The sequence below is a fragment of the Citrobacter sp. Cf136 genome (genome assembly GCF_030333815.1).
GTDB lineage: Bacteria > Pseudomonadota > Gammaproteobacteria > Enterobacterales > Enterobacteriaceae > Citrobacter > Citrobacter freundii.
Map to the genome: position 1 here is coordinate 26140 of NZ_JAOWFE010000032.1, position 20162 is coordinate 46301.

The 20162-nt window shown below is 52.4% G+C and carries 19 protein-coding genes, 4 tRNA genes and 3 other RNA genes; 10 read left to right on the forward strand and 16 right to left on the reverse strand.

The annotated features are described in order from the left end of the window. Positions 1-43: 43 nt before the first annotated feature. Positions 44-760 (reverse strand): type 1 glutamine amidotransferase, encoded by a 717-nt coding sequence (locus OGV98_RS04405; RefSeq protein WP_003838553.1) that lies wholly within the window; start codon positions 758-760, stop codon positions 44-46. 13 nt (positions 761-773) lie between these two features. Then, positions 774-2066 (reverse strand): MocR-like B6 salvage transcription factor PtsJ, encoded by a 1293-nt coding sequence (ptsJ, locus tag OGV98_RS04410; RefSeq protein WP_200003016.1) that lies wholly within the window; start codon positions 2064-2066, stop codon positions 774-776. Between the two features lie 82 nt (positions 2067-2148). Here ptsJ and pdxK point away from each other — a divergent pair, with 82 nt between their 5' ends. Next, positions 2149-3015 carry a pyridoxine/pyridoxal/pyridoxamine kinase gene (gene pdxK / locus OGV98_RS04415; protein WP_286551061.1) on the forward strand — a complete coding sequence of 289 codons (867 nt, stop codon included), beginning with the start codon at positions 2149-2151 and terminating at the stop codon, positions 3013-3015. Then, a complete protein-coding gene (locus OGV98_RS04420) occupies positions 3012-3251 on the forward strand; it encodes a hypothetical protein (protein ID WP_049000840.1) in 240 nt (79 codons plus the stop codon). Before pdxK ends, OGV98_RS04420 begins: the two co-directional genes overlap by 4 nt. Positions 3252-3312: 61 nt before the next feature. Here OGV98_RS04420 and crr read toward each other — a convergent pair whose 3' ends face one another. The 5 genes from crr to cysZ all read right to left on the reverse strand — a co-directional run bounded on the left by crr (position 3313) and on the right by cysZ (position 8173). After that, positions 3313-3822: a PTS glucose transporter subunit IIA gene (gene crr, locus OGV98_RS04425; RefSeq protein ID WP_000522253.1), complete on the reverse strand. Its 510-nt coding sequence runs from the start codon at positions 3820-3822 to the stop codon at positions 3313-3315. A 40-nt stretch (positions 3823-3862) separates the two neighbouring features. After that, positions 3863-5590, reverse strand: a complete 1728-nt coding sequence (gene ptsI, locus OGV98_RS04430; protein ID WP_003038080.1) for a phosphoenolpyruvate-protein phosphotransferase PtsI — start codon at positions 5588-5590, stop codon at positions 3863-3865. Positions 5591-5635: 45 nt separating this feature from the next. Continuing rightward, the gene (gene ptsH / locus OGV98_RS04435) at positions 5636-5893 is read right to left on the reverse strand and encodes a phosphocarrier protein Hpr (RefSeq protein ID WP_003038086.1); all 258 of its coding nucleotides are present in this window, start codon (positions 5891-5893) and stop codon (positions 5636-5638) included. 383 nt (positions 5894-6276) lie between these two features. Next, positions 6277-7248: a cysteine synthase A gene (cysK, locus tag OGV98_RS04440; protein WP_003038091.1), complete on the reverse strand. Its 972-nt coding sequence runs from the start codon at positions 7246-7248 to the stop codon at positions 6277-6279. A 163-nt stretch (positions 7249-7411) separates the two neighbouring features. Further along, the gene (gene cysZ / locus OGV98_RS04445) at positions 7412-8173 is read right to left on the reverse strand and encodes a sulfate transporter CysZ (protein WP_171862620.1); all 762 of its coding nucleotides are present in this window, start codon (positions 8171-8173) and stop codon (positions 7412-7414) included. Between the two features lie 230 nt (positions 8174-8403). Here cysZ and zipA point away from each other — a divergent pair, with 230 nt between their 5' ends. The 3 genes from zipA (at position 8404) to OGV98_RS04460 (ending at position 11718) form a co-directional block, all read left to right on the forward strand. Further along, positions 8404-9411 carry a cell division protein ZipA gene (zipA, locus tag OGV98_RS04450; RefSeq protein ID WP_048217287.1) on the forward strand — a complete coding sequence of 336 codons (1008 nt, stop codon included), beginning with the start codon at positions 8404-8406 and terminating at the stop codon, positions 9409-9411. Positions 9412-9482: 71 nt separating this feature from the next. Next, positions 9483-11498, forward strand: coding sequence for an NAD-dependent DNA ligase LigA (gene ligA / locus OGV98_RS04455; protein ID WP_032949736.1), 2016 nt, complete (start codon positions 9483-9485; stop codon positions 11496-11498). A 1-nt stretch (position 11499) separates the two neighbouring features. Further along, entirely contained in the window at positions 11500-11718 is a 219-nt protein-coding gene (locus OGV98_RS04460) for a DUF3820 family protein (protein WP_003038102.1), read from the forward strand. On the opposite strand, the gene OGV98_RS04465 is transcribed toward OGV98_RS04460, so the two are convergent. Further along, entirely contained in the window at positions 11715-12713 is a 999-nt protein-coding gene (locus OGV98_RS04465; RefSeq protein WP_003038103.1) for a bile acid:sodium symporter family protein, read from the reverse strand. The genes OGV98_RS04460 and OGV98_RS04465 overlap by 4 nt on opposite strands. 89 nt (positions 12714-12802) lie before the next feature. Between OGV98_RS04465 and OGV98_RS04470 the strand changes: the two genes are divergently transcribed. Beyond that, a complete protein-coding gene (locus tag OGV98_RS04470) occupies positions 12803-13729 on the forward strand; it encodes a LysR family transcriptional regulator (RefSeq protein WP_046670126.1) in 927 nt (308 codons plus the stop codon). Here OGV98_RS04470 and OGV98_RS04475 read toward each other — a convergent pair. After that, entirely contained in the window at positions 13720-14061 is a 342-nt protein-coding gene (locus OGV98_RS04475) for a FlxA-like family protein (protein ID WP_003038109.1), read from the reverse strand. The genes OGV98_RS04470 and OGV98_RS04475 overlap by 10 nt on opposite strands. A 291-nt stretch (positions 14062-14352) precedes the next feature. Here OGV98_RS04475 and xapA point away from each other — a divergent pair, with 291 nt between their 5' ends. From xapA to OGV98_RS04490, 3 genes are all read left to right on the forward strand, one after another. Beyond that, positions 14353-15186: a xanthosine phosphorylase gene (gene xapA / locus OGV98_RS04480; protein ID WP_049014868.1), complete on the forward strand. Its 834-nt coding sequence runs from the start codon at positions 14353-14355 to the stop codon at positions 15184-15186. Positions 15187-15242: 56 nt separating this feature from the next. Next, complete coding sequence (locus OGV98_RS04485) at positions 15243-16499, forward strand: nucleoside permease (protein WP_003838577.1); 1257 nt, start codon at positions 15243-15245, stop codon at positions 16497-16499. 98 nt (positions 16500-16597) lie between these two features. Further along, positions 16598-17482: a LysR family transcriptional regulator gene (locus OGV98_RS04490; protein ID WP_003838579.1), complete on the forward strand. Its 885-nt coding sequence runs from the start codon at positions 16598-16600 to the stop codon at positions 17480-17482. A 137-nt stretch (positions 17483-17619) separates the two neighbouring features. Here OGV98_RS04490 and OGV98_RS04495 read toward each other — a convergent pair. The 7 genes from OGV98_RS04495 to OGV98_RS04525 form a co-directional block, all read right to left on the reverse strand. After that, a non-coding RNA gene (locus OGV98_RS04495) (RtT sRNA) lies at positions 17620-17746 on the reverse strand. Positions 17747-17775: 29 nt separating this feature from the next. Next, positions 17776-17902, reverse strand: a non-coding RNA gene (locus OGV98_RS04500) — RtT sRNA. Between the two features lie 29 nt (positions 17903-17931). Beyond that, positions 17932-18058, reverse strand: a non-coding RNA gene (locus OGV98_RS04505) — RtT sRNA. 29 nt (positions 18059-18087) lie between these two features. Continuing rightward, positions 18088-18163, reverse strand: a tRNA-Lys gene (locus tag OGV98_RS04510). Between the two features lie 4 nt (positions 18164-18167). Next, positions 18168-18243 (reverse strand) — tRNA-Val (locus OGV98_RS04515). 47 nt (positions 18244-18290) lie between these two features. Beyond that, a tRNA-Val gene (locus OGV98_RS04520) sits at positions 18291-18366 on the reverse strand. 46 nt (positions 18367-18412) lie between these two features. Then, positions 18413-18488: transfer RNA gene (locus OGV98_RS04525), tRNA-Val, on the reverse strand. 258 nt (positions 18489-18746) lie between these two features. Here OGV98_RS04525 and gltX point away from each other — a divergent pair. Beyond that, the gene (gene gltX / locus OGV98_RS04530) at positions 18747-20162 is read left to right on the forward strand and encodes a glutamate--tRNA ligase (RefSeq protein ID WP_003845002.1); all 1416 of its coding nucleotides are present in this window, start codon (positions 18747-18749) and stop codon (positions 20160-20162) included.

A 20162-nucleotide genomic window follows, 5' to 3' on the forward strand; every position in this document is an offset into this window, starting at 1 on the left:
TCGCCGGATGACGACGCAAAGCGTCTTATCCGGCCTGCCATAATCAATCGTTACGTTTTTCCACAAGCTTATCAAGGAATTGCCACAGCTTCTCATTCATCTGCTGATAATCCCATGCGCGCATCTCTTCAACGGAGCGGATGAAGCGCTTGCCTTTAGCTTCCGCCAGTTCTTGTTCGGAGTGTTGAATAAGCCCTTCTATAGCATCAGCCGTAAATTCCATATGGCACTGAAAACCATAGACGAAATTACCGTATTGTACGATTTGTCGCGGGCAGCCCTCGCTTGTGGCGAGAATTGTCGCCTGGTCGGTTAATCCAGGCATATCGTTGTGCCAGTGACCGACGGTAAGCGGTGAACCAAAATGGCTGAACAACGGATGCTGTTGGCCTGCTTCGGTCAGGGTGATCGGGTAGTGACCAATCTCTTTTTCCGGACTCTGGCACACCTTCGCACCCAGCGCTTCGCCGATTAACTGTGAACCCAGGCAGATCCCCACCACAATTTTACGTGCCGCAATCGCCTGATTGATCAGATGCTGCTCGGCCTGAGAATCAAAGTACGGACACTCTGCCAGCGTGGTTCGTGGTGACTGCGGACCGCCAAACACCACCAACATATCGAAGCCATCTGCGTTCGCAGGGACCGCTTCCCCGGCGTAAACGTGCGACCAGGTGATGGTATAGCCGCGTGATTCAGCCCACGGCAGATACGCGCCAGCAGATTCAAAAGACTCATGAATAACAAAATGAACTCGCACTTTTTCTCTCCTGTTAGCGCTTTAGCGCCTGATGGATATCAGTCGCCAGCTTATCAATGTCGCTGTCTGATAATGTTGACAGCGTAATGCGCAGGCCGTGCGCAGACGTATTGACGCCAAACACTTCGCCTTCGCGTACCAGCCAGCCGGACTTTGCCAGCGCAAAAGCGATCGCCTGGCTGTTATCTTCCAGCGGTAGCCACATATTCAGACCGTCACCAACGGGTAACTCAATGCCATGTCGCCGCAGAGCTGCCGTCAACTTTTGCTGCTGGGCGGCGTAAAATTGCTGAGTTTGCGCCAGCGTGTGTTGGTAAGTCTCGTCATTCAGGCAGGCGCAGGCCAAATCCTGCAGCAGATGGCTGACCCACTGACTGCCGGAGTTAAGCCTTAAACGTAGCTTCCCTGAAGTGAGCGGATCGCTGGCCACAATGGCCAGGCGTAAATCTGGTCCTAACGTTTTTGACATCGAGCGGACAACCGCCCAGTGCGTGGTTTCCTTCGCAATCACCGGATACCAGTGGCAAGCAGATAGCAGCGCAAAGTGGTCGTCGACAATCACCAGCGTCTGCGGATAGCGGGCCAGAATTTCCTGCAATTGCGCCGCGCGTGAGGCGCTCAGGCTGCATCCTGTCGGGTTATGCGCGCGCGGTGTCAGAATTACTGCCCGCGCGCCTTTCTGTAACGCGAGTTCCAGCTGGTCCGCCAGCATGCCTTCGCGGTCAACGCTGGCCGGGTTTGCTGAGAACCCGGCATAGCGCAGCATGTTGATGCTGCTTAAAAAGCATGGATCTTCTACGACAACGCTATCACCAGGCAGCAAATGGGCGCACAGTAGCCGTTCGATAGCATCAATGGCACCGCTGGTAATATCAATTTCCCCTTTGCCGGGCATTGCATTTTGCATCCATTCTGATGCCCACGCCTTAAGTCCAGGTGACACAGCGGCATCGCCGTACAAGCGCGGACTCTTATTTATCTTCGCAAAATAATTACTCAGGTCAGGAAGTCGCGAGGGCGCTGGATTACCGCCGGAAAGATCGATAAGCGGGGTATCCGGATTACCACCTTCCAGTGCTACGGGGGCAGTAATCCCCTTAATCACCGTACCGTTGCGTCCCAGGCTCTGTGCCAACCCGGAGGTGACCAGGCGTTTGTAAGCCGCCGCGACAGTATTGCGGTTCACGTTTAATTCCGTTGCCAGTTCCCGCACTGGCGGTAACGTTTCTCCCACTGCCAGCGTGCCTGTAGTGACATGTTGACGGATACTGTCAAAAATTTCGTTAGCGGTTTTTCCGTCGATCATTATTGACCTATGACAAAATGAATTTTAGCATATGACGATAATAGTGAGGCGTAGTCCCGCTGTCCAGCGAGAGGAGAAATTTATGGAGAAGGAGAGTGATATCCAGTCAGTGCTCTTCGACGACACGCATCGGGCGTTACAGACCGATATCGTCGCCGTTCAGTCACAGGTGGTTTATGGCAGCGTAGGTAACAGCATCGCCGTCCCGGCCATTAAAGCGCAGGGATTACGCGTGACGGCAGTACCTACGGTGCTGTTCAGTAATACCCCGCATTATGAAACCTTCTACGGCGGCGTTATTCCAGCAGACTGGTTTAGCGGTTATCTCCGCGCCTTAAACGAGCGTGATGCCTTGCGCGAGCTAAAGGCGGTGACGACAGGTTACATGGGCAGCGCGGAACAAATCGCCTTGCTGGCACAGTGGCTGAAAACCGTTCTGACCACGCATCCGGACCTGTGCATTTTGGTCGACCCCGTGATTGGCGATACGGATAGCGGTATGTATGTTAAAGCCGAAATTCCGGAGGCTTATCGTCAGCACCTGCTGCCGCTGGCTCAGGGGCTGACTCCAAATGTGTTCGAGCTGCAAATGCTGAGCGGAAAGCCGTGTCGTACGCTTGACGAAGCCATTACGGCGGCACAATCACTGCTCACTGACACCCTGAAATGGGTGGTGATCACCAGTGCGCCGGGGGATACGGAAGAGATTATTCATGTTGCGGTGGTGACGGCTGAAACGGTTGAGGTGTTAGCTCACCCGCGAGTGAAAACGGATCTGAAGGGGACTGGCGATCTGTTCTGTGCCGAGCTGGTGAGCGGCCTTGTGATGGGGAAAGCGCTGACGACCGCGACGCACGATGCTGCACAGCGGGTGCTGGATGTGATGACGTGGACGCACCAGTGCGGTTGTGATGAATTAATTCTGCCACCGGCAGGGGAGGCGCGATGAAGAGTTACCGGCTGGTAGTTCGCCAGAATGGGCGTATGGTTGGACACTTTGATACCTGCGGGACAGCGGCACTGGAAGATATCTGCGTGGCGCGGGCTATGTTCGGCATTGCGGGTGGTTACGACTGTGAGTTGTTAGTGGCGGATTCGGAACGACGGATGCTGGAGAGCGGGCCGGAAGGGATGAAGATCCTGATGCGCGAGGCGTGTTATCGCCCGGTGACTGTACACATTTAATGGCGGATGAAGTGTATAAAAAAATGGCGCCAATCGGCGCCATTTTTCTCTGCGGCAAGAATTACTTCTTGATGCGGATAACCGGGGTTTCACCCACGGTCACGCTACCGGACAGTTTGATCAGTTCTTTGATTTCGTCCATGTTGGAGATAACAACCGGAGTCAGGGTAGACTTGGCTTTTTCTTCCAGCAGCGGCAGATCGAATTCAATAACCGGGTCGCCCACTTTCACGCGCTGACCTTCTTCAGCGATGCGTTTGAAGCCTTCGCCTTTCAGTTCAACGGTATCAATACCGAAGTGAACAAACAGCTCAATGCCGCTGTCGGATTCGATAGAGAAAGCGTGGTTGGTTTCAAAGATTTTGCCGATGGTGCCGTCAACAGGAGCAACCATTTTGTTACCGGTTGGTTTGATAGCGATGCCATCACCAACGATTTTTTCAGCAAAAACTACATCCGGCACGTCTTCGATGTTGACGATCTCGCCAGAGAGCGGAGCAACAATCTCAATAGTTCCGGTGTCTTTCTTATCATCAGAAACCAGAGATTTCAGTTTATCGAACAAACCCATGATCTTCTCCTAAGCAGTAAATTGGGCCGCATCTCGTGGATTAGCAGATTGTTTTTTCTTCAATGAACTTGTTAACCAGCGTCATTAACTCGTCCGTTGTCGGTTGAGCAAGAGCCTGCTCTGCTAACACCTTCGCATCTTCGAAGTTCGTGTTACGGATAATCTTCTTAATGCGCGGGATAGAAATGGCGCTCATAGAGAATTCGTCCAGACCCATCCCCAGCAACAGAAGTGTAGCACGTTCGTCGCCTGCAAGCTCACCACACATGCCAGTCCATTTGCCTTCAGCATGAGAAGCATCAATAACTTGCTTGATCAGCGTCAGCACAGATGGCGACATCGGTTGGTAAAGGTGTGAAATCATATCATTACCACGGTCAACTGCCAGGGTGTACTGCGTTAAATCATTGGTGCCGATACTAAAGAAATCAACTTCTTTGGCTAAATGACGCGCAATTGTTGCCGCAGCCGGTGTTTCCACCATCACGCCAATCTCAATGCTCTCGTCAAATGCTTTACCTTCGTCGCGCAGTTCCTGTTTGTAGATTTCGATCTCTTTGCGCAGTGCACGCACTTCTTCAACAGAGATGATCATTGGGAACATGATGCGCAGTTTACCGAAAGCAGAGGCGCGCAGAATCGCGCGAACCTGGTCACGCAGGATCTCTTTACGATCCATGGCGATACGCACGGCACGCCAGCCCAGGAACGGGTTCTCTTCTTTCGGGAAATTCATGTACGGCAGTTCTTTATCGCCGCCGATGTCCATGGTGCGAACGATGACCGCCTGAGAGCCACAGGCTTCAGCAACGGCTTTATACGCAGCAAACTGTTCTTCTTCAGTTGGCAGCGATTCACGGTCCATGAACAGGAATTCGGTGCGGTACAGACCCACACCTTCAGCGCCGTTACGTTCAGCGCCTTCAACGTCACGAACGGTACCGATATTGGCGCAAACTTCAACCTGATGTCCGTCCAGCGTGATAGCCGGCAGATCTTTCAGCTTAGCGAGTTCCGCTTTCTCGGTTGCAACCTGCTCCTGAACGGCACGCAGTTGCTCGATAACGTCGTTGGTCGGATTGACGTAAACCTGATTGTTTACGGCATCCAGAATCAGATAGTCGTCGTTTTTAACCTGAGAGGTGACGCTACCCGTACCGACGATGGCAGGCAGTTCCAGAGAACGCGCCATGATAGAGGTATGGGAGGTACGTCCGCCCGCGTCAGTAATGAAACCCAGCACCTTGTTCAGGTTCAGCTGTGCGGTTTCTGACGGGGTCAGGTCTGCGGCTACCAGGATAACTTCTTCCTGAATAGCGCTCAGGTCGATAATTGCCAGACCCAGGATGTTACGCAGCAGGCGTTTACCGATGTCACGTACGTCAGCCGCACGTTCTTTCAGGTATTCATCATCCAGCTCTTCCAGGGCTGTGGCCTGACCTTCGATAACTTCATGCGCGGCTGCATCAGCCGTCATGTGCTTATCTTTAATCAGGGCTATGATTTCCTGCTCCAGCTCCTCATCTTCGAGCAGCATGATATGCCCTTCAAAGATGGCTTCTTTTTCTTCACCGAACGTTTCACCAGCTTTGGTTTTGATCGCTTCCAGTTGCGCAGATGCCTTGGCACGACCGCTCAGAAAACGTTCAACTTCCTGATCAACCTTGTCGGCAGAAATTTTTTTCCGGTCAATGACGATTTCGTCTTCTTTCAGTAGCAATGCTTTACCGAAAGCGATACCCGGGGATGCTAAAATGCCTGAAATCATAACCCTACCTTACTTGTGACTGATATTTAAAAGAACTCGTTGAACTTACTCGAGTTCAGCCATCAGTTTAACCAGATGCTCAACTGCTTTCTGCTCGTCTTCACCTTCTGCGGACAGGGTAACAACGGTACCCTGAGTCAGGCCCAGAGTCTGCAGTTTAAACAGGCTTTTGGCGCTAGCGCTTTTGCCGTTGGAAGTCACAGTAATATCAGAAGTAAAGCCTTTTGCTTCTTTAACAAACTGAGCAGCAGGGCGAGTATGCAGACCGTTCGGAGCGGTAATGGTAACTTCTTGCTGGAACATTATATTTCCCCAACTTATAGGTTTAGTGTTGTGGAACTAAAGTCTAGCCTGGCGGTTCAACTTTAGCCTGTATTGTTAGCATCGGCGTAAACTGGACGCGACACAAAAGGAGTTCGGTGCAATCCGTTGCTGGCAACTTCTTGCCGCTGACGTTTCGTTCGTCATTAAACATTATGCCGCGAAAGGAAGAGTTGAACCAAATCATAAAATCGATTCAGCTAGCGCTTTTCCTGTAACGATTAATTTCGCGCATCAAAATAATTAGCTTGGTTAAATACCAGTTCTGGTGGGTTGAATCAATGCCAGGCGAGTTGAAACTTTGAAGCAGGCCACAAAAAAGCACCCAAATGGGTGCTTTTTTACGCGTTTTTAACATGCTGGCATTACTGTTGCAGTTCTTTCTCTGTGAAGAGATCGGCAAACAGTGCAGTGCTCAGATAACGCTCACCCGATGACGGTAGAATAACCACTATATTCTTATTGGTAAAGGTTTCATCTTCCTGCAGCTTAAGCGCGGCAGCAACAGCAGCGCCGGAAGAAATGCCCGCCAGAATACCTTCTTCTTCCATCAGGCGACGCGCAGTAGAGATTGCTTCATCATTGGTGATGGCGACGACTTTATCGATAAGTTTCAGATCAAGGTTGCCTGGAATGAAACCCGCGCCAATCCCCTGAATTTTATGTGGGCCCGGTTTAAGTTCTTCACCCGCCAGCGCCTGGGCGATAACCGGGGAGTCGGTAGGTTCAACCGCGACGGTGATCAGATCGGTTTTGCCTTTAGTGCCTTTGATATAACGGGTCACACCAGTCAATGTACCGCCGGTACCTACGCCGGAAATAAAGACATCAACCTGGCCATCGGTATCTTCCCAGATTTCCGGGCCGGTGGTTTTTTCGTGAATTTCCGGGTTCGCCGGGTTGCTGAACTGCTGCAGCAGCAGGAACTTCTCCGGATCGCTGGCGACAATTTCTTCCGCTTTCTGGATTGCACCCTTCATCCCTTTTGCGCCTTCGGTCAGCACCAGGTTCGCACCCAGAGCTTTCAAAAGCTTGCGGCGCTCAATGCTCATCGTTTCCGGCATGGTCAGAGTCAGTTTGTAACCGCGGGCTGCGGCAACGTAGGCTAGCGCAATCCCCGTGTTGCCGCTGGTCGGTTCTACCAGCTCAACACCCGGTTTCAGTACACCACGTTTTTCGGCATCCCAAATCATATTGGCACCGATACGGCATTTGACGCTAAAGCTCGGGTTACGAGATTCCACCTTCGCCAGAATGCGTCCGTTACCGATACGGTTCAGTCGAACCAGCGGCGTATGACCGATAGTCAGCGAGTTGTCTTCAAAAATCTTACTCATGGCCTGTCCTTAACTGTATGAAATTGGGATACCGCTTCAGCATACCTGTTGAGAAAGTATGGGGAAGTAAGGAAATCGCATATCTATATGCTGATGGGAAATAATGCCTTGCAGTATGGAATAAGAGCGGGCATAAGCCAGCCCGATTTTACACATTTTTGCATTACTTCCATAACGCGTGCTTAGCACGATAGCAGTCTACCCACATCGCCGTGGCACCACAAACCGCGACCGGCATGATGAACAGATTGAGCACCGGAATCATGGTGAACAGGCTGGTCAGCGCGCCGAACTGCATATTGGTGACTTTGCGTGTACGCAGCGCGACGCGCATCTCCTTAAAAGGCACCTTATGGTTATCAAACGGATAATCGCAGTACTGAATGGCCAGCATCCATGCGCTGAACAGGAACCACAGCACCGGGGCGAAGGTCTGCCCAATACCCGGAATGAAATAGAGGATCAGCAACACGATGGCGCGCGGGAGATACCACGCCAGCTTTTGCCATTCACGTTTCATAATACGGGGAATATCTTTCATGATGCCGAGAACACCGGTGTCAGGCGGTGTTGCGCCCGTTAAGCGCGCTTCCAGTTGTTCAGCCAGCAGACCGTTAAACGGCGCGGCAATCCAGTTGGCTATGGTGGAAAACAGGTAGCCGAACACCAGTAGTACGGAGATAGTGACAATCGGCCACAGCAAGTAGCTGAGCCACTGAAGCCAGTCAGGGACGTGACTCATCAGCGCGGGGATCCAGCTATCGAGTTGTGTGAATAGCCACCAGAATGCGCCGCCCATCAGCAGGATATTCACCAGCAAAGGCAGGATGACAAAGCGACGAATGCCCGGTTGGGTGATGAGCTTCCATCCCTGTGAAAAGTAATAAAGGCCACTGCGAGGTACGACTGCAGATGATGAAACCATGGTCAGGACATGCTCCTTGTTATATAAGCTCTGGTAAACTTTGCGTATCTTACCGGGTTGTTGAGCGTTAAGCTGTTCAGAAATGTTCGAAAAAACAGCAAAAAGCACAATTTTGTTCATCTTTATGCCGTGAAAGCCAAGAGTGCACTTGCACTTGGCGTAATCGACAAATACTCTTAGTGAGTAAATGTTTGCCGTGGTGGCAAGGTGTTAGAACAACAGAGAATATAATGATGCAGGATTTGCGTCTGATATTAATCATTGTTGGCGCGATCGCCATAATCGCTTTACTGGTACATGGTTTTTGGACTAGCCGTAAAGAGCGGTCTTCTATATTCCGCGATCGCCCACTGAAACGCATGAAGTCTAAACGTGAAGACGAGGATTCGTTCGACGACAACGTCGAGGAAGACGAAGGCGTGGGCGAAGTTCGCGTTCATCGTGTGAATCATGCTCCCGGTAACGCGCAGGAACATGGTGTTCCTCCTCAGTCGCCGCAACACCAGTACCAGCCGCCTTATGCGTCGGCTCAGCCGCGTCAACCCGCGCAGCAGCCTGCACAAGCGCCGGTACCGCCGCCGCATGCTCAGCCGCAGCCTGTACAACCGCAGCAGCCGGTGCAACATCAGCCTGTTCAGCAACAACCTGTACAGCAGCCGATGCAGCATCAGCCCGTTGCTCCGCAGGTTCAGCAGCCCGTGCAGCAAGCACCGCAACCTGCGACGCAGACTTTCCAGCCCGCAGAGCCTGCCGTTGAACATCAACCGCAGCCTGAGCCGGTAGTTGAAGAAGCGCCTGCTGCTGAAAAACCTCAGCGTAAAGAAGCGGTCATTATTATGAACGTTGCGGCGCATCACGGTAGCGAGCTCAACGGTGAAGTGCTGCTCAATAGCATTCAGCAAGCCGGTTTTAAATTTGGCGATATGAATATTTTCCATCGTCATTTGAGCCCGGATGGCAGCGGTCCGTCGCTGTTCAGCCTTGCCAATATGGTTAACCCAGGAACGTTTGACCCCGAAATGACGGGTGATTTCAGCACCCCTGGCGTAACTATTTTTATGCAGGTTCCGTCCTATGGGGACGAGCTGCAAAACTTTAAGCTGATGCTGCAGTCCGCACAGCACATCGCCGATGAAGTGGGTGGTGTGGTGCTTGACGATCAACGTCGCATGATGACGCCGCAGAAACTGCGCGAGTATCAGGACCGCATCCGCGAAGTTAAAGAATCTCGCGCCTGATTCTCCTTTGGCGTGACATCTCCTTGCTAAACCCCCGCCTGTCGGGGGTTTTTTATCATTGATGGTGCGATATGGAATCAATCGAACAACAACTGACAGAACTGCGAACCACGCTTCGCCATCATGAGTATCTCTACCATGTGATGGACGCGCCGGAAATTCCCGATGCGGAATACGATCGTCTGCTGCGCGAACTCCGCGAGCTGGAAGCGCAGCATCCGGACCTTATTACCCCTGACTCGCCAACCCAACGCGTTGGCGCCGCCCCGTTAACGGCTTTCAGTCAGATTCGCCATGAAGTGCCGATGCTGTCGCTGGATAACGTGTTTGATGAAGAGAGTTTTCTCGCCTTTAACAAGCGCGTACAGGACCGACTGAAGAGTACGGACAAACTAACCTGGTGCTGTGAGCTGAAGCTTGACGGGCTGGCGGTGAGTATTCTCTATGAAAACGGCGTGCTGGTTAGCGCCGCAACGCGCGGCGATGGCACCACCGGGGAAGACATTACCTCGAACGTGCGCACCATTCGTGCGATCCCGTTAAAACTGCGCGGCGATAACATTCCGACGCGTCTGGAAGTGCGCGGCGAGGTGTTCCTGCCGCAGGCCGGGTTTGAAAAAATCAACGAAGAGGCCCGCCGTACTGGCAACAAAGTGTTTGCTAACCCGCGTAATGCGGCGGCTGGGTCATTACGCCAGCTCGATCCGCGTATCACTGCGAAGCGACCGCTTACTTTCTTCTGCTATGGCGTTGGTGTGCTGGAAGGTGGTGTGTTGCCCGATACCCATCTGGGCCGTCTGCTGCAATTTAAAGAGTGGGGATTGCCGGTGAGCGACAGAGTGGCGCTTTGCGACTCTCCGGAGGAAGTACTTGCTTACTATCATAAGGTTGAAGAAGACCGACCGACGCTGGGATTCGATATCGATGGTGTGGTGATCAAAGTCAACTCTATGGCCTTGCAGGAACAACTGGGTTTTGTTGCCCGCGCGCCGCGTTGGGCGGTGGCCTTTAAGTTCCCGGCGCAGGAGCAGATGACCTTTGTCCGCGATGTTGAGTTTCAGGTTGGACGTACAGGGGCGATTACGCCTGTCGCCCGCCTTGAGCCAGTTCAGGTTGCCGGGGTGTTGGTCAGTAACGCCACCTTGCACAATGCGGATGAAATTGAGCGTCTTGGTTTGCGTATTGGCGATAAAGTCGTCATTCGCCGTGCGGGCGATGTCATCCCGCAGGTAGTGAACGTCGTGCTTTCCGAGCGCCCGGACAATACCCGCGAAATCGAGTTTCCCACCCACTGTCCGGTATGCAACTCTGACGTTGAGCGTGTGGAAGGCGAAGCGGTCACTCGTTGTACCGGAGGTTTAATCTGCGGGGCACAGCGGAAGGAATCATTGAAACACTTCGTTTCCCGCCGTGCGCTGGACGTCGACGGCATGGGCGACAAAATTATCGATCAACTGGTCGAGAAAGAGTATGTCCATACGCCAGCGGATCTCTTCACGCTGACCGCAGGTAAGCTGACCGGTCTTGATCGCATGGGGCCGAAGTCGGCGCAAAACGTAGTGAATGCGCTGGAAAAAGCGAAAGAGACCACGTTTGCCCGTTTCCTCTATGCGCTGGGTATTCGTGAAGTCGGCGAAGCGACGGCTGCAGGTCTGGCTGCATATTTCGGCACGCTCGACGCGCTGGAAGCCGCCTCTGTTGAAGAGCTGCAAAAAGTGCCGGATGTCGGCATCGTGGTGGCGACCCACGTGTTTAATTTCTTTGCCGAAGAGAGTAACCGCGAGGTGATCGTCCAGCTTTTGGAGCAGGGGATTCACTGGCCAGCGCCGGTGGTTATCAACGCTGAAGAAATCGACAGCCCCTTTGCGGGTAAGACGGTGGTGCTGACCGGGAGCCTGAGCCTGATGTCACGCGATGATGCCAAAGCACGACTGACCGAGCTGGGGGCAAAAGTGGCCGGTAGCGTGTCGAAGAAAACCGATCTAGTGATTGCGGGGGAAGCGGCGGGCTCTAAACTGGCAAAAGCGCAGGAGTTGGGCATTGAAGTGATCGACGAAGCTGAAATGATCCGCTTACTGGGTGCCTGAGATGGAAAAAGAGCAGCTGGTTGAAATCGCCAATACCGTGATGCCCTTTGGCAAATATAAAGGGCGTCGGCTGATTGATGTACCGGAAGAGTATCTGCTGTGGTTTGCCCGTAAGGATGAATTCCCGCCGGGCAAGCTCGGCGAACTGATGCAAATCACGCTGCTGATTAAAACTGAAGGGCTGACGCAACTGGTGCAGCCCCTGAAACGCCCGCTTTAAGCCTTTGCGGCGCGGCTTTTCTGCTGCGCCTGTAATGCGTCCGTCTGTTGCTTGTAGCGACGTGCCAGCACCGCACAAACCATCAACTGAATTTGATGGAAGATCATCAGCGGCAGCACCATCATTCCTATCACTGACGTCGGGAACAGAATATTTGCCATTGGGATCCCATTCGCCAGGCTCTTTTTCGATCCGCAAAAGACAATGGTGATCTCATCGGCCTTGTTGAAGCCGCATTTACGCGCAACAAAGACGTTGATGCCAATCACGATTGCCAGCAATACGATGCTGACCACCACGATAAACAGCAGTGAGCCAATCCCCACTTTGTGCCAGATCCCGTTAACCACGGCTTCACTGAAGGCGGAGTAAACCACCAGTAAAATGGATGATTGATCCGTTTTTGCAATCCATTTTTTATGTCGGGACACCCAGTTACCAATCCACGGACGCGAAAGATGTCCCAGTACGAACGGCAGCAGCAGCTGCAGCATGATTTTCCCCACCTGCTCCAGGCTGCCTTCTGCGCCATGCATATTCATGACCAGGCCAACCAGCAACGGCGAGAGAAAAATACCCAGCAGGCTGGAGGCCGAAGCTGAACACACGGCGGCGGCAACGTTCCCCCCCGCCAGCGACGTAAAGGCGATTGCCGACTGCACCGTGGCCGGCAAAATACACAGGTACAGGAAACCGGTGTACAGCATCGGGTCAACATTAACCGGCGCCCACCAGGCGAACAGAACGCCCAGCACCGGGAAAACAACAAACGTGCTGCACATCACCCACAGATGCAAACGCCAGTGACTACCGCCGGCAATAATTGCCTCACGAGAGAGCTTGGCCCCGTGCATAAAAAACAGCAGGGCAATGGCGGCGGTGGTTAAGCCTTCAAAGAAAGGCACAAAGCCACCTTCGGCTGGGAAAAAGGACGCCAGTAATACGACCGTAATCAACGTAATCGTGAACGGATCAAGGATACGAAAAAGTTTCATAAAAGCTCCTGAAATTCAGTAGCAACATTTTGCGTTTTTCCATTTGAGAAATAAAATTGATTTATTGCATCCATATATGAATCGAATAGATGAATTACTCTCTGCGTCAGCTCCGTATCTTTGTTACCGTCGCTCAGGCCAAAAGCTTTAGCCGGGCGGGGGATATTATTGGCTTAAGCCAGTCTGCGGTCAGCCACAGCGTTAAAGAGCTTGAAGCTCAGACGGGGGTGCGGTTGTTAGATAGAACAACGCGGGAAGTGGTGCTGACGGAAGCGGGGCACCAGTTGGCGACGCGCCTGGAACGTATTCTGGATGAACTGCACAGCACGCTGCGTGAAGCAGGCCAGGTGGGGACACAGTTAACCGGAACGGTGCGTGTTGCCGCCAGCCAGACAATCTCTGCTCACCTTATTCCACAGTGTATTGCCCAGAGTAATGAGCTTTATCCTGCGATCGATTTTGTGCTGCACGACAGGCCCCAGCAGTGGGTGCTGGAAAGTATTCGCCAGGGAGAGGTGGATTTTGGCATTGTGATAGATCCTGGTGCTGTGACCGACCTGCAATGTGAAGCCGTACTGTCCGAACCGTTCCTGCTGCTGTGTCGCGAGGATCATCCGTTAGCCCAACGTGAGTGGGTGAACTGGCAGGATTTGTATCACGAACGTTTGGTGTTACAGGATTACGCTTCCGGTAGTCGACCGCTGATCGATGCGGCGTTGGCCCATTTTTCCATTGATGCCAACATCGTTCAGGAGATTGGTCATCCCGCCACGCTGTTCCCGATGGTGGAGGCGGGGATTGGCATCAGTGTGCTGCCCGCGCTGGCGCTCCCCTTACCGCAGGGCAGTCACTTGCAGGTTAAGCGCCTGACGCCGGTAGTTGAACGGCAACTGATGCTGGCTCGACGTAAAAACCGCTCTTTATCAACCGCGGCTCAGGCGCTGTGGGACGTGGTGCGTATGCAGGCCAGTGAATTAACCGCTGGTCGTGCCCGCGATCCGTTGTATCAGATATAAATATCGACCTGATGTTGGTCGGAAGCCGTGTTGATGCCCTCAGCTTTTCTCTGATCGGCGCTTTGCTTTTGCTGTGACTCCTCGGCCTGCCGTCGTAACAGTTGAGCCAGCTGTGCTTGTAACATTTTGATTTGTGTCTGAATAAGTTCCTGCTGTTCGCGCTTCTGCTCAACGCTGCCACTACTATTGGGAATATCTTTGAGCTGCTGAGTTAGCTTGGTTATCTTTTGGGTGACTTGTGCAATCTGAGCGGAGATGTCATTCCCGGCTGGGGCTTTTCCACCACCACTACTGCTTTGAACAGTTGGGGTGGAAACGTTAATCGTTGTCATACGGATTCCTCACGCCATAAAACATGAGTATCGGCATTAGTGAACAGAACTTCAGTTACAATATGGCGGAGCGGAGTTTAATAATAAAAGTTCCAAATCTTCATGTATCTCTATTCCTGTGCCATTTCTGGCCCGAAAAAAATGTGATTTCAGGCTGGTTTAGGGCGACTCATCGATACCGATTTACTATCGGTTGTCGGGATAAACGGTATTGGTAATCGATTGCGTAGTCTCGCTATAACAGTGCGGTACGCGACATTATTTTCGACTACTCAGTATTAAGGATATCTCATGAGTCACTCTCTTTTCTCGCAAAATCCCTGGTATAGCGCCGACATCATTCGTAGTTACAAACCCGATTTCACCCCGCGCGTAGCCTTTATTCTTGGCTCTGGCCTCGGTGCTCTGGCGGATCAAATCGAGGATGCAGTGGCCATCTCTTACGAAAAATTGCCGGGATTCCCTGTCAGTACTGTACATGGTCATGCCGGTGAGCTGGTGCTGGGAAATCTGGCGGGTATTCCGGTGGCCTGTATGAAAGGGCGTGGGCATTTTTATGAAGGTCGCGGCATGACGGTGATGACCGACGCCATTCGCGCCCTGAAGCTGCTGGGCTGCGAACTGTTATTTTGTACTAATGCCGCAGGTTCTTTGCGCCCCGAAGTCGGACCAGGTAGTCTCGTTGCGCTTAGCGATCACATTAATACGATGCCAGGTACACCAATGGTCGGACTAAACGATGAGCGTTTTGGTGAGCGATTCTTTTCGCTGGCGAATGCCTATGATGCTGACTATCGTGCGATCCTGCAAACCGTCGCCGCAGAAGAAGGGTTTCCGCTGAGCGAAGGGGTGTTTGTTTCTTATCCGGGACCGAACTTTGAAACGGCGGCAGAAATCCGCATGATGCAAATTATTGGCGGCGACGTGGTGGGGATGTCGGTGGTGCCTGAAGTTATCTCTGCGCGCCACTGCGGTCTGAAAGTGGTTGCGGTGGCTGCCATCACCAACCTGGCGGAAGGTTTGGGGGATGTGAAGTTATCTCACGCACAGACGTTGGCTGCAGCGGAACTCTCCCGGCAGAACTTCATCAATCTGATCTGTGGCTTCTTGCGCAAACTGGCCTGAATAATTAAAACATGACCCCGCTTGCGGGGTCTTACTTTATGGCAAGGAACGGAAAAATGGGTATCGCATCTCGCTTAAAGCTCATGTCGTTTTTGCAATATTTCATCTGGGGAAGCTGGCTGGTAACCCTGGGTTCTTACATGATTAACACCCTGGATTTTACCGGCGCGAATGTGGGTATGGTCTACAGCTCGAAAGGGCTGGCAGCGATTATTATGCCGGGCATTATGGGGATCATCGCCGATAAGTGGCTGCGTGCCGAGCGCGCTTATATGCTGTGCCATCTGGTGTGTGCTGGCGTGTTGCTGTACGCCACAACCGTTACCGATCCACAGACCATGTTCTGGGTAATGTTGGTTAACGCGATGGCGTATATGCCGACGATTGCGTTATCGAACAGCGTCTCATATTCATGCCTTGCACAATCGGGTCAGGATCCGGCCACCGCGTTCCCGCCAATTCGTGTATTTGGCACGATAGGTTTTATTGTGGCGATGTGGACGGTCAGCTTAATGGGGCTGGAACTGAGCAGCGCACAGCTTTATATCGCTTCAGGCGCATCGCTGCTGCTGGCTCTGTATGCGCTGACGTTACCAAAAATACCGGTTGCGGAGAAAAAAGAGTCCGCCACGCTGGCCAGTAAACTGGGGCTGGATGCGTTTGTTTTGTTTAAAAATCCGCGCATGGCAATTTTCTTTTTGTTTGCCATGATGCTGGGGGCGGTGCTGCAAATTACCAACGTCTTTGGCAATCCGTTCCTGCATGATTTTGCTCGTAACCCTGAGTTTGCCAACAGCTTTGTGGTGAAATATCCCTCCATTTTGCTGTCAGTTTCGCAGATGGCGGAAGTGGGTTTTATCCTCACTATTCCATTCTTCCTTAAACGCTTTGGCATTAAAACAGTGATGCTGATGAGTATGCTGGCGTGGACGCTGCGCTTTGGCTTTTTTGCCTTTGGCGATCCGTCTCCGTTTGGCTTTGTGCTGCTGCTGATGTCGATGATCGTTTACGGCTGCGCGTTTGATTTCTTCAACATCTCCGGATCGGTATTTGTCGAGCAGGAGGTTGACTCAAGCATTCGCGCCAGCGCCCAAGGATTGTTTATGACGATGGTAAATGGCATTGGTGCGTGGGTGGGTTCAATCCTGAGCGGGATGGCGGTGGACTATTTTTCTGTCGATGGCGTCAAGGATTGGCAAACTATCTGGCTGGTGTTTGCCGCTTACGCGCTGGTCCTGGCGGTTATCTTTGCATTGTTCTTTAAATATAAGCATGAGCCTGAACGACTAGCGCAGAAATCACTGGCACATTAATGCTCCTTTAGCGGCGGGTTCTGATACCCGCCGTTTCATTTTCTGCGATGCAATGTGGTAACTTTGCGCATTAATATTCACTCAGGAGCGCATTATCCATGGAACGCACGCACCGCATCGATCTGAAGTTACTGCGTTATTTTCTTGCCGTCGCAGAAGAACTGCATTTTGGACGCGCTGCTGCTCGCCTGAATATGTCGCAACCGCCCCTCAGTACGCATATTAAAGAGCTGGAACAACAGCTCGGCACGTTGCTATTTATCCGTCATTCCCGCAGCGTGGCGTTAACCCACGCCGGAAAAATTTTGATGGAAGAATCGCGCAGACTGTTATCCAGTGCTAATCAGGCGCTGGCACGAGTGGAACAGATTGGTCGCGGTGAGGCAGGGCGAATTGAGCTAGGCGTCATTGGTACCGCAATGTGGGGAAAAATGCGTCCGGTGATGCGGCGTTTTCTGAAGGAAAATCCCAACGTTGAGGTGCAGTTTCGCGAGAACATGCCCGCAATGCAGATGACGATGCTGGAAAGACGTGAACTGGATGCGGGGATTTGGCGCATGGCTACTGAACCCTCTCCCGGATTTACCAGCCTGCGCTTACATGAATCCTCATTTTTGGTGGCCATACCGGAAGAACATGCTCTTACCGCCTGTGAATCCGTACCGCTGGAAGCGTTGAGAAATGAATATTTTGTCACGATGCCCTCCATTCATACCGACTGGGCATTTTTGCAGCGAGTTTGCCTGAGCGCTGGATTTTCCCCGATGATTATCCGTGAGGTGAGGGAGCCGCAAACGGTGCTGGCGATGATCAGTATGGGGATTGGTATTACGTTAATTGCTGACAGTTATGCGCAGATGAGTTGGCCAGGCGTGGTATTCCGACCGTTAGAGGAACGTATTCCGGCGGATTTATATATTGTGTATGACCAACAGCAGGCTACACCCGCGCTGGAGAAACTGGTAGCGGCATTGACGATGTGATATCTGTGCCGGATGGCGACTAACGTCTTATCCGGCCTACGAAGAGAGTATTGTCGGTAGGCCTGATAAGCGTAGCGCATCAGGCAGTTGTATAAATCGCAGATAGCAAAAAGGCGCCGCCAGCGCCCTTTTTACATTGGTGGGTCGTGCAGGATGACTCGCTTCGCTCGCCCTTCGGGCCATCGCCGTAACCGGCTCCGTTGTTTCGTTGCGCTCAACACCGAACCTGCGGCAGGTTCAAATCTTACAAATCGCAGATAGCAAAAAAGCGCCTTTAGGGCGCTTTTTTACATTGGTGGGTCGTGCAGGATGACTCGCTTTGCTCGCCCTTCGGGCCGTCGCCGTAACCGGCTCCGTTGTTTCGCTGCGCTCAACACCGAACCTGCCGCAGGTTCGAATCTTACAAATTGCAGATAGCAAAAAGGCGCCTTTAGGGCGCCTTTTTACATTGGTGGGTCGTGCAGGATGACTCGCTTCGCTCGCCCTTCGGGCCGTCGCCGTAACCGGCTCCGTTGTTTCGCTGCGCTCAACACCGAACCTGCGGCAGGTTCGAATCTTACAAATCGCAGATAGTAAAAAAGCGCCTTTAGGGCGCTTTTTTACATTGGTGGGTCGTGCAGGATTCGAACCTGCGACCAATTGATTAAAAGTCAACTGCTCTACCAACTGAGCTAACGACCCGAAGTGGTGGGTGATGACGGGATCGAACCGCCGACCCCCTCCTTGTAAGGGAGGTGCTCTCCCAGCTGAGCTAATCACCCACTTCGGTACTTCAATTTTATCGTAAGAAATCCAGCTGGCGAGAAAGTGGTGGGTGATGACGGGATCGAACCGCCGACCCCCTCCTTGTAAGGGAGGTGCTCTCCCAGCTGAGCTAATCACCCACTTCTCAATTTCTTACTCTACACGGCGGAGACTACATAAAGTAGTTGGTGGGTGATGACGGGTTCGAACCGCCGACCCCCTCCTTGTAAGGGAGGTGCTCTCCCAGCTGAGCTAATCACCCCCGCTGTGTGGAGTCGCATTATAGGGAGAGTTGAAAATGAGTCAACGCATTTTCTAAAGAATTTGTTCGTTCGTCGTAAATTTAAACAAAACGATCGCAAATCAATCCATGCAGCATGATTTGTATACGAAAATGGCAAAGCGTGATGTTCCAACCTGAACAACATTGAGGAATCAGACCACAGTGATAGAATACGAGCCTGATAATCTTCCCAGGATTTGCCGGTTGTCGGCATCTTTATAAACGTAAGGCCATTTCATGAAAATCAAAACTCGCTTCGCGCCAAGCCCGACAGGTTACCTGCACGTCGGTGGTGCGCGTACTGCTCTATATTCCTGGCTTTTTGCACGTAACCATGACGGTGAGTTTGTGCTGCGTATTGAAGACACCGATCTCGAACGCTCCACTCCGGAAGCTATTGAAGCCATTATGGATGGCATGAACTGGCTGAATCTGGAATGGGATGAAGGCCCGTACTTCCAGACCAAACGTTTTGATCGCTACAACGCCGTGATTGATGAGATGCTGGAAGCCGGTACCGCGTACAAATGCTACTGCTCCAAAGAACGTCTGGACGCGCTGCGTGAAGAGCAGATGGCAAACGGTGAGAAGCCTCGTTACGACGGTCGCTGCCGCCACGGTCATGAACATCATGCTGATGATGAACCATGCGTGGTGCGTTTTGCCAACCCGCAGGATGGATCCGTTATTTTTGATGACCAGATCCGTGGGCCGATCGAATTCAGCAACCAGGAGCTGGACGATCTGATCATCCGCCGTACCGACGGTTCCCCGACCTACAACTTCTGTGTGGTGGTCGACGACTGGGATATGGAAATCACTCACGTTATTCGTGGTGAAGACCATATCAACAACACTCCGCGCCAGATAAACATCCTGAAAGCGCTGAATGCGCCGGTACCGGTTTATGCACACGTGTCGATGATCAACGGCGACGATGGTAAAAAACTTTCTAAACGTCACGGTGCGGTCAGCGTTATGCAGTATCGCGACGACGGTTACCTTCCGGAAGCGCTGCTGAACTATCTGGTGCGTCTGGGCTGGTCCAGCGGCGATCAGGAAATCTTCACCCGTGAAGAGATGATCAAACTGTTTTCCCTTGGTGCGGTGAGTAAGTCTGCCAGTGCGTTCAACACCGAAAAACTGCAGTGGCTGAACCATCACTACATTAATGCGCTGGCACCGGAATATGTGGCAACGCATCTGCAATGGCACATTGAGCAGGAAAATATCGACACTCGCGTCGGCCCGCAGCTGTCTGAGCTGGTTAAACTGCTGGGTGAGCGCTGCAAAACGCTGAAAGAGATGGCGCAGAGCTGCCGTTACTTCTACGAAGATTTTGCTGAGTTCGACGCGGACGCCGCGAAGAAACACCTGCGTCCGGTAGCACGTCAGCCACTGGAAGTGGTTCGCGATAAACTGGCTGCTATCAGCGAGTGGACGGCAGAAAACGTGCACCACGCGATTCAGGCGACCGCTGATGAGCTGGAAGTGGGTATGGGTAAAGTTGGGATGCCGCTGCGCGTAGCCGTAACCGGTGCGGGTCAGTCTCCGGCGTTAGACGTCACAGTGCATGCGATTGGTAAATCCCGCAGCATTGAGCGTATTAATAAAGCGCTGGCGTTTATTGCTGAGCGTGAAAGCCAGCAGTAA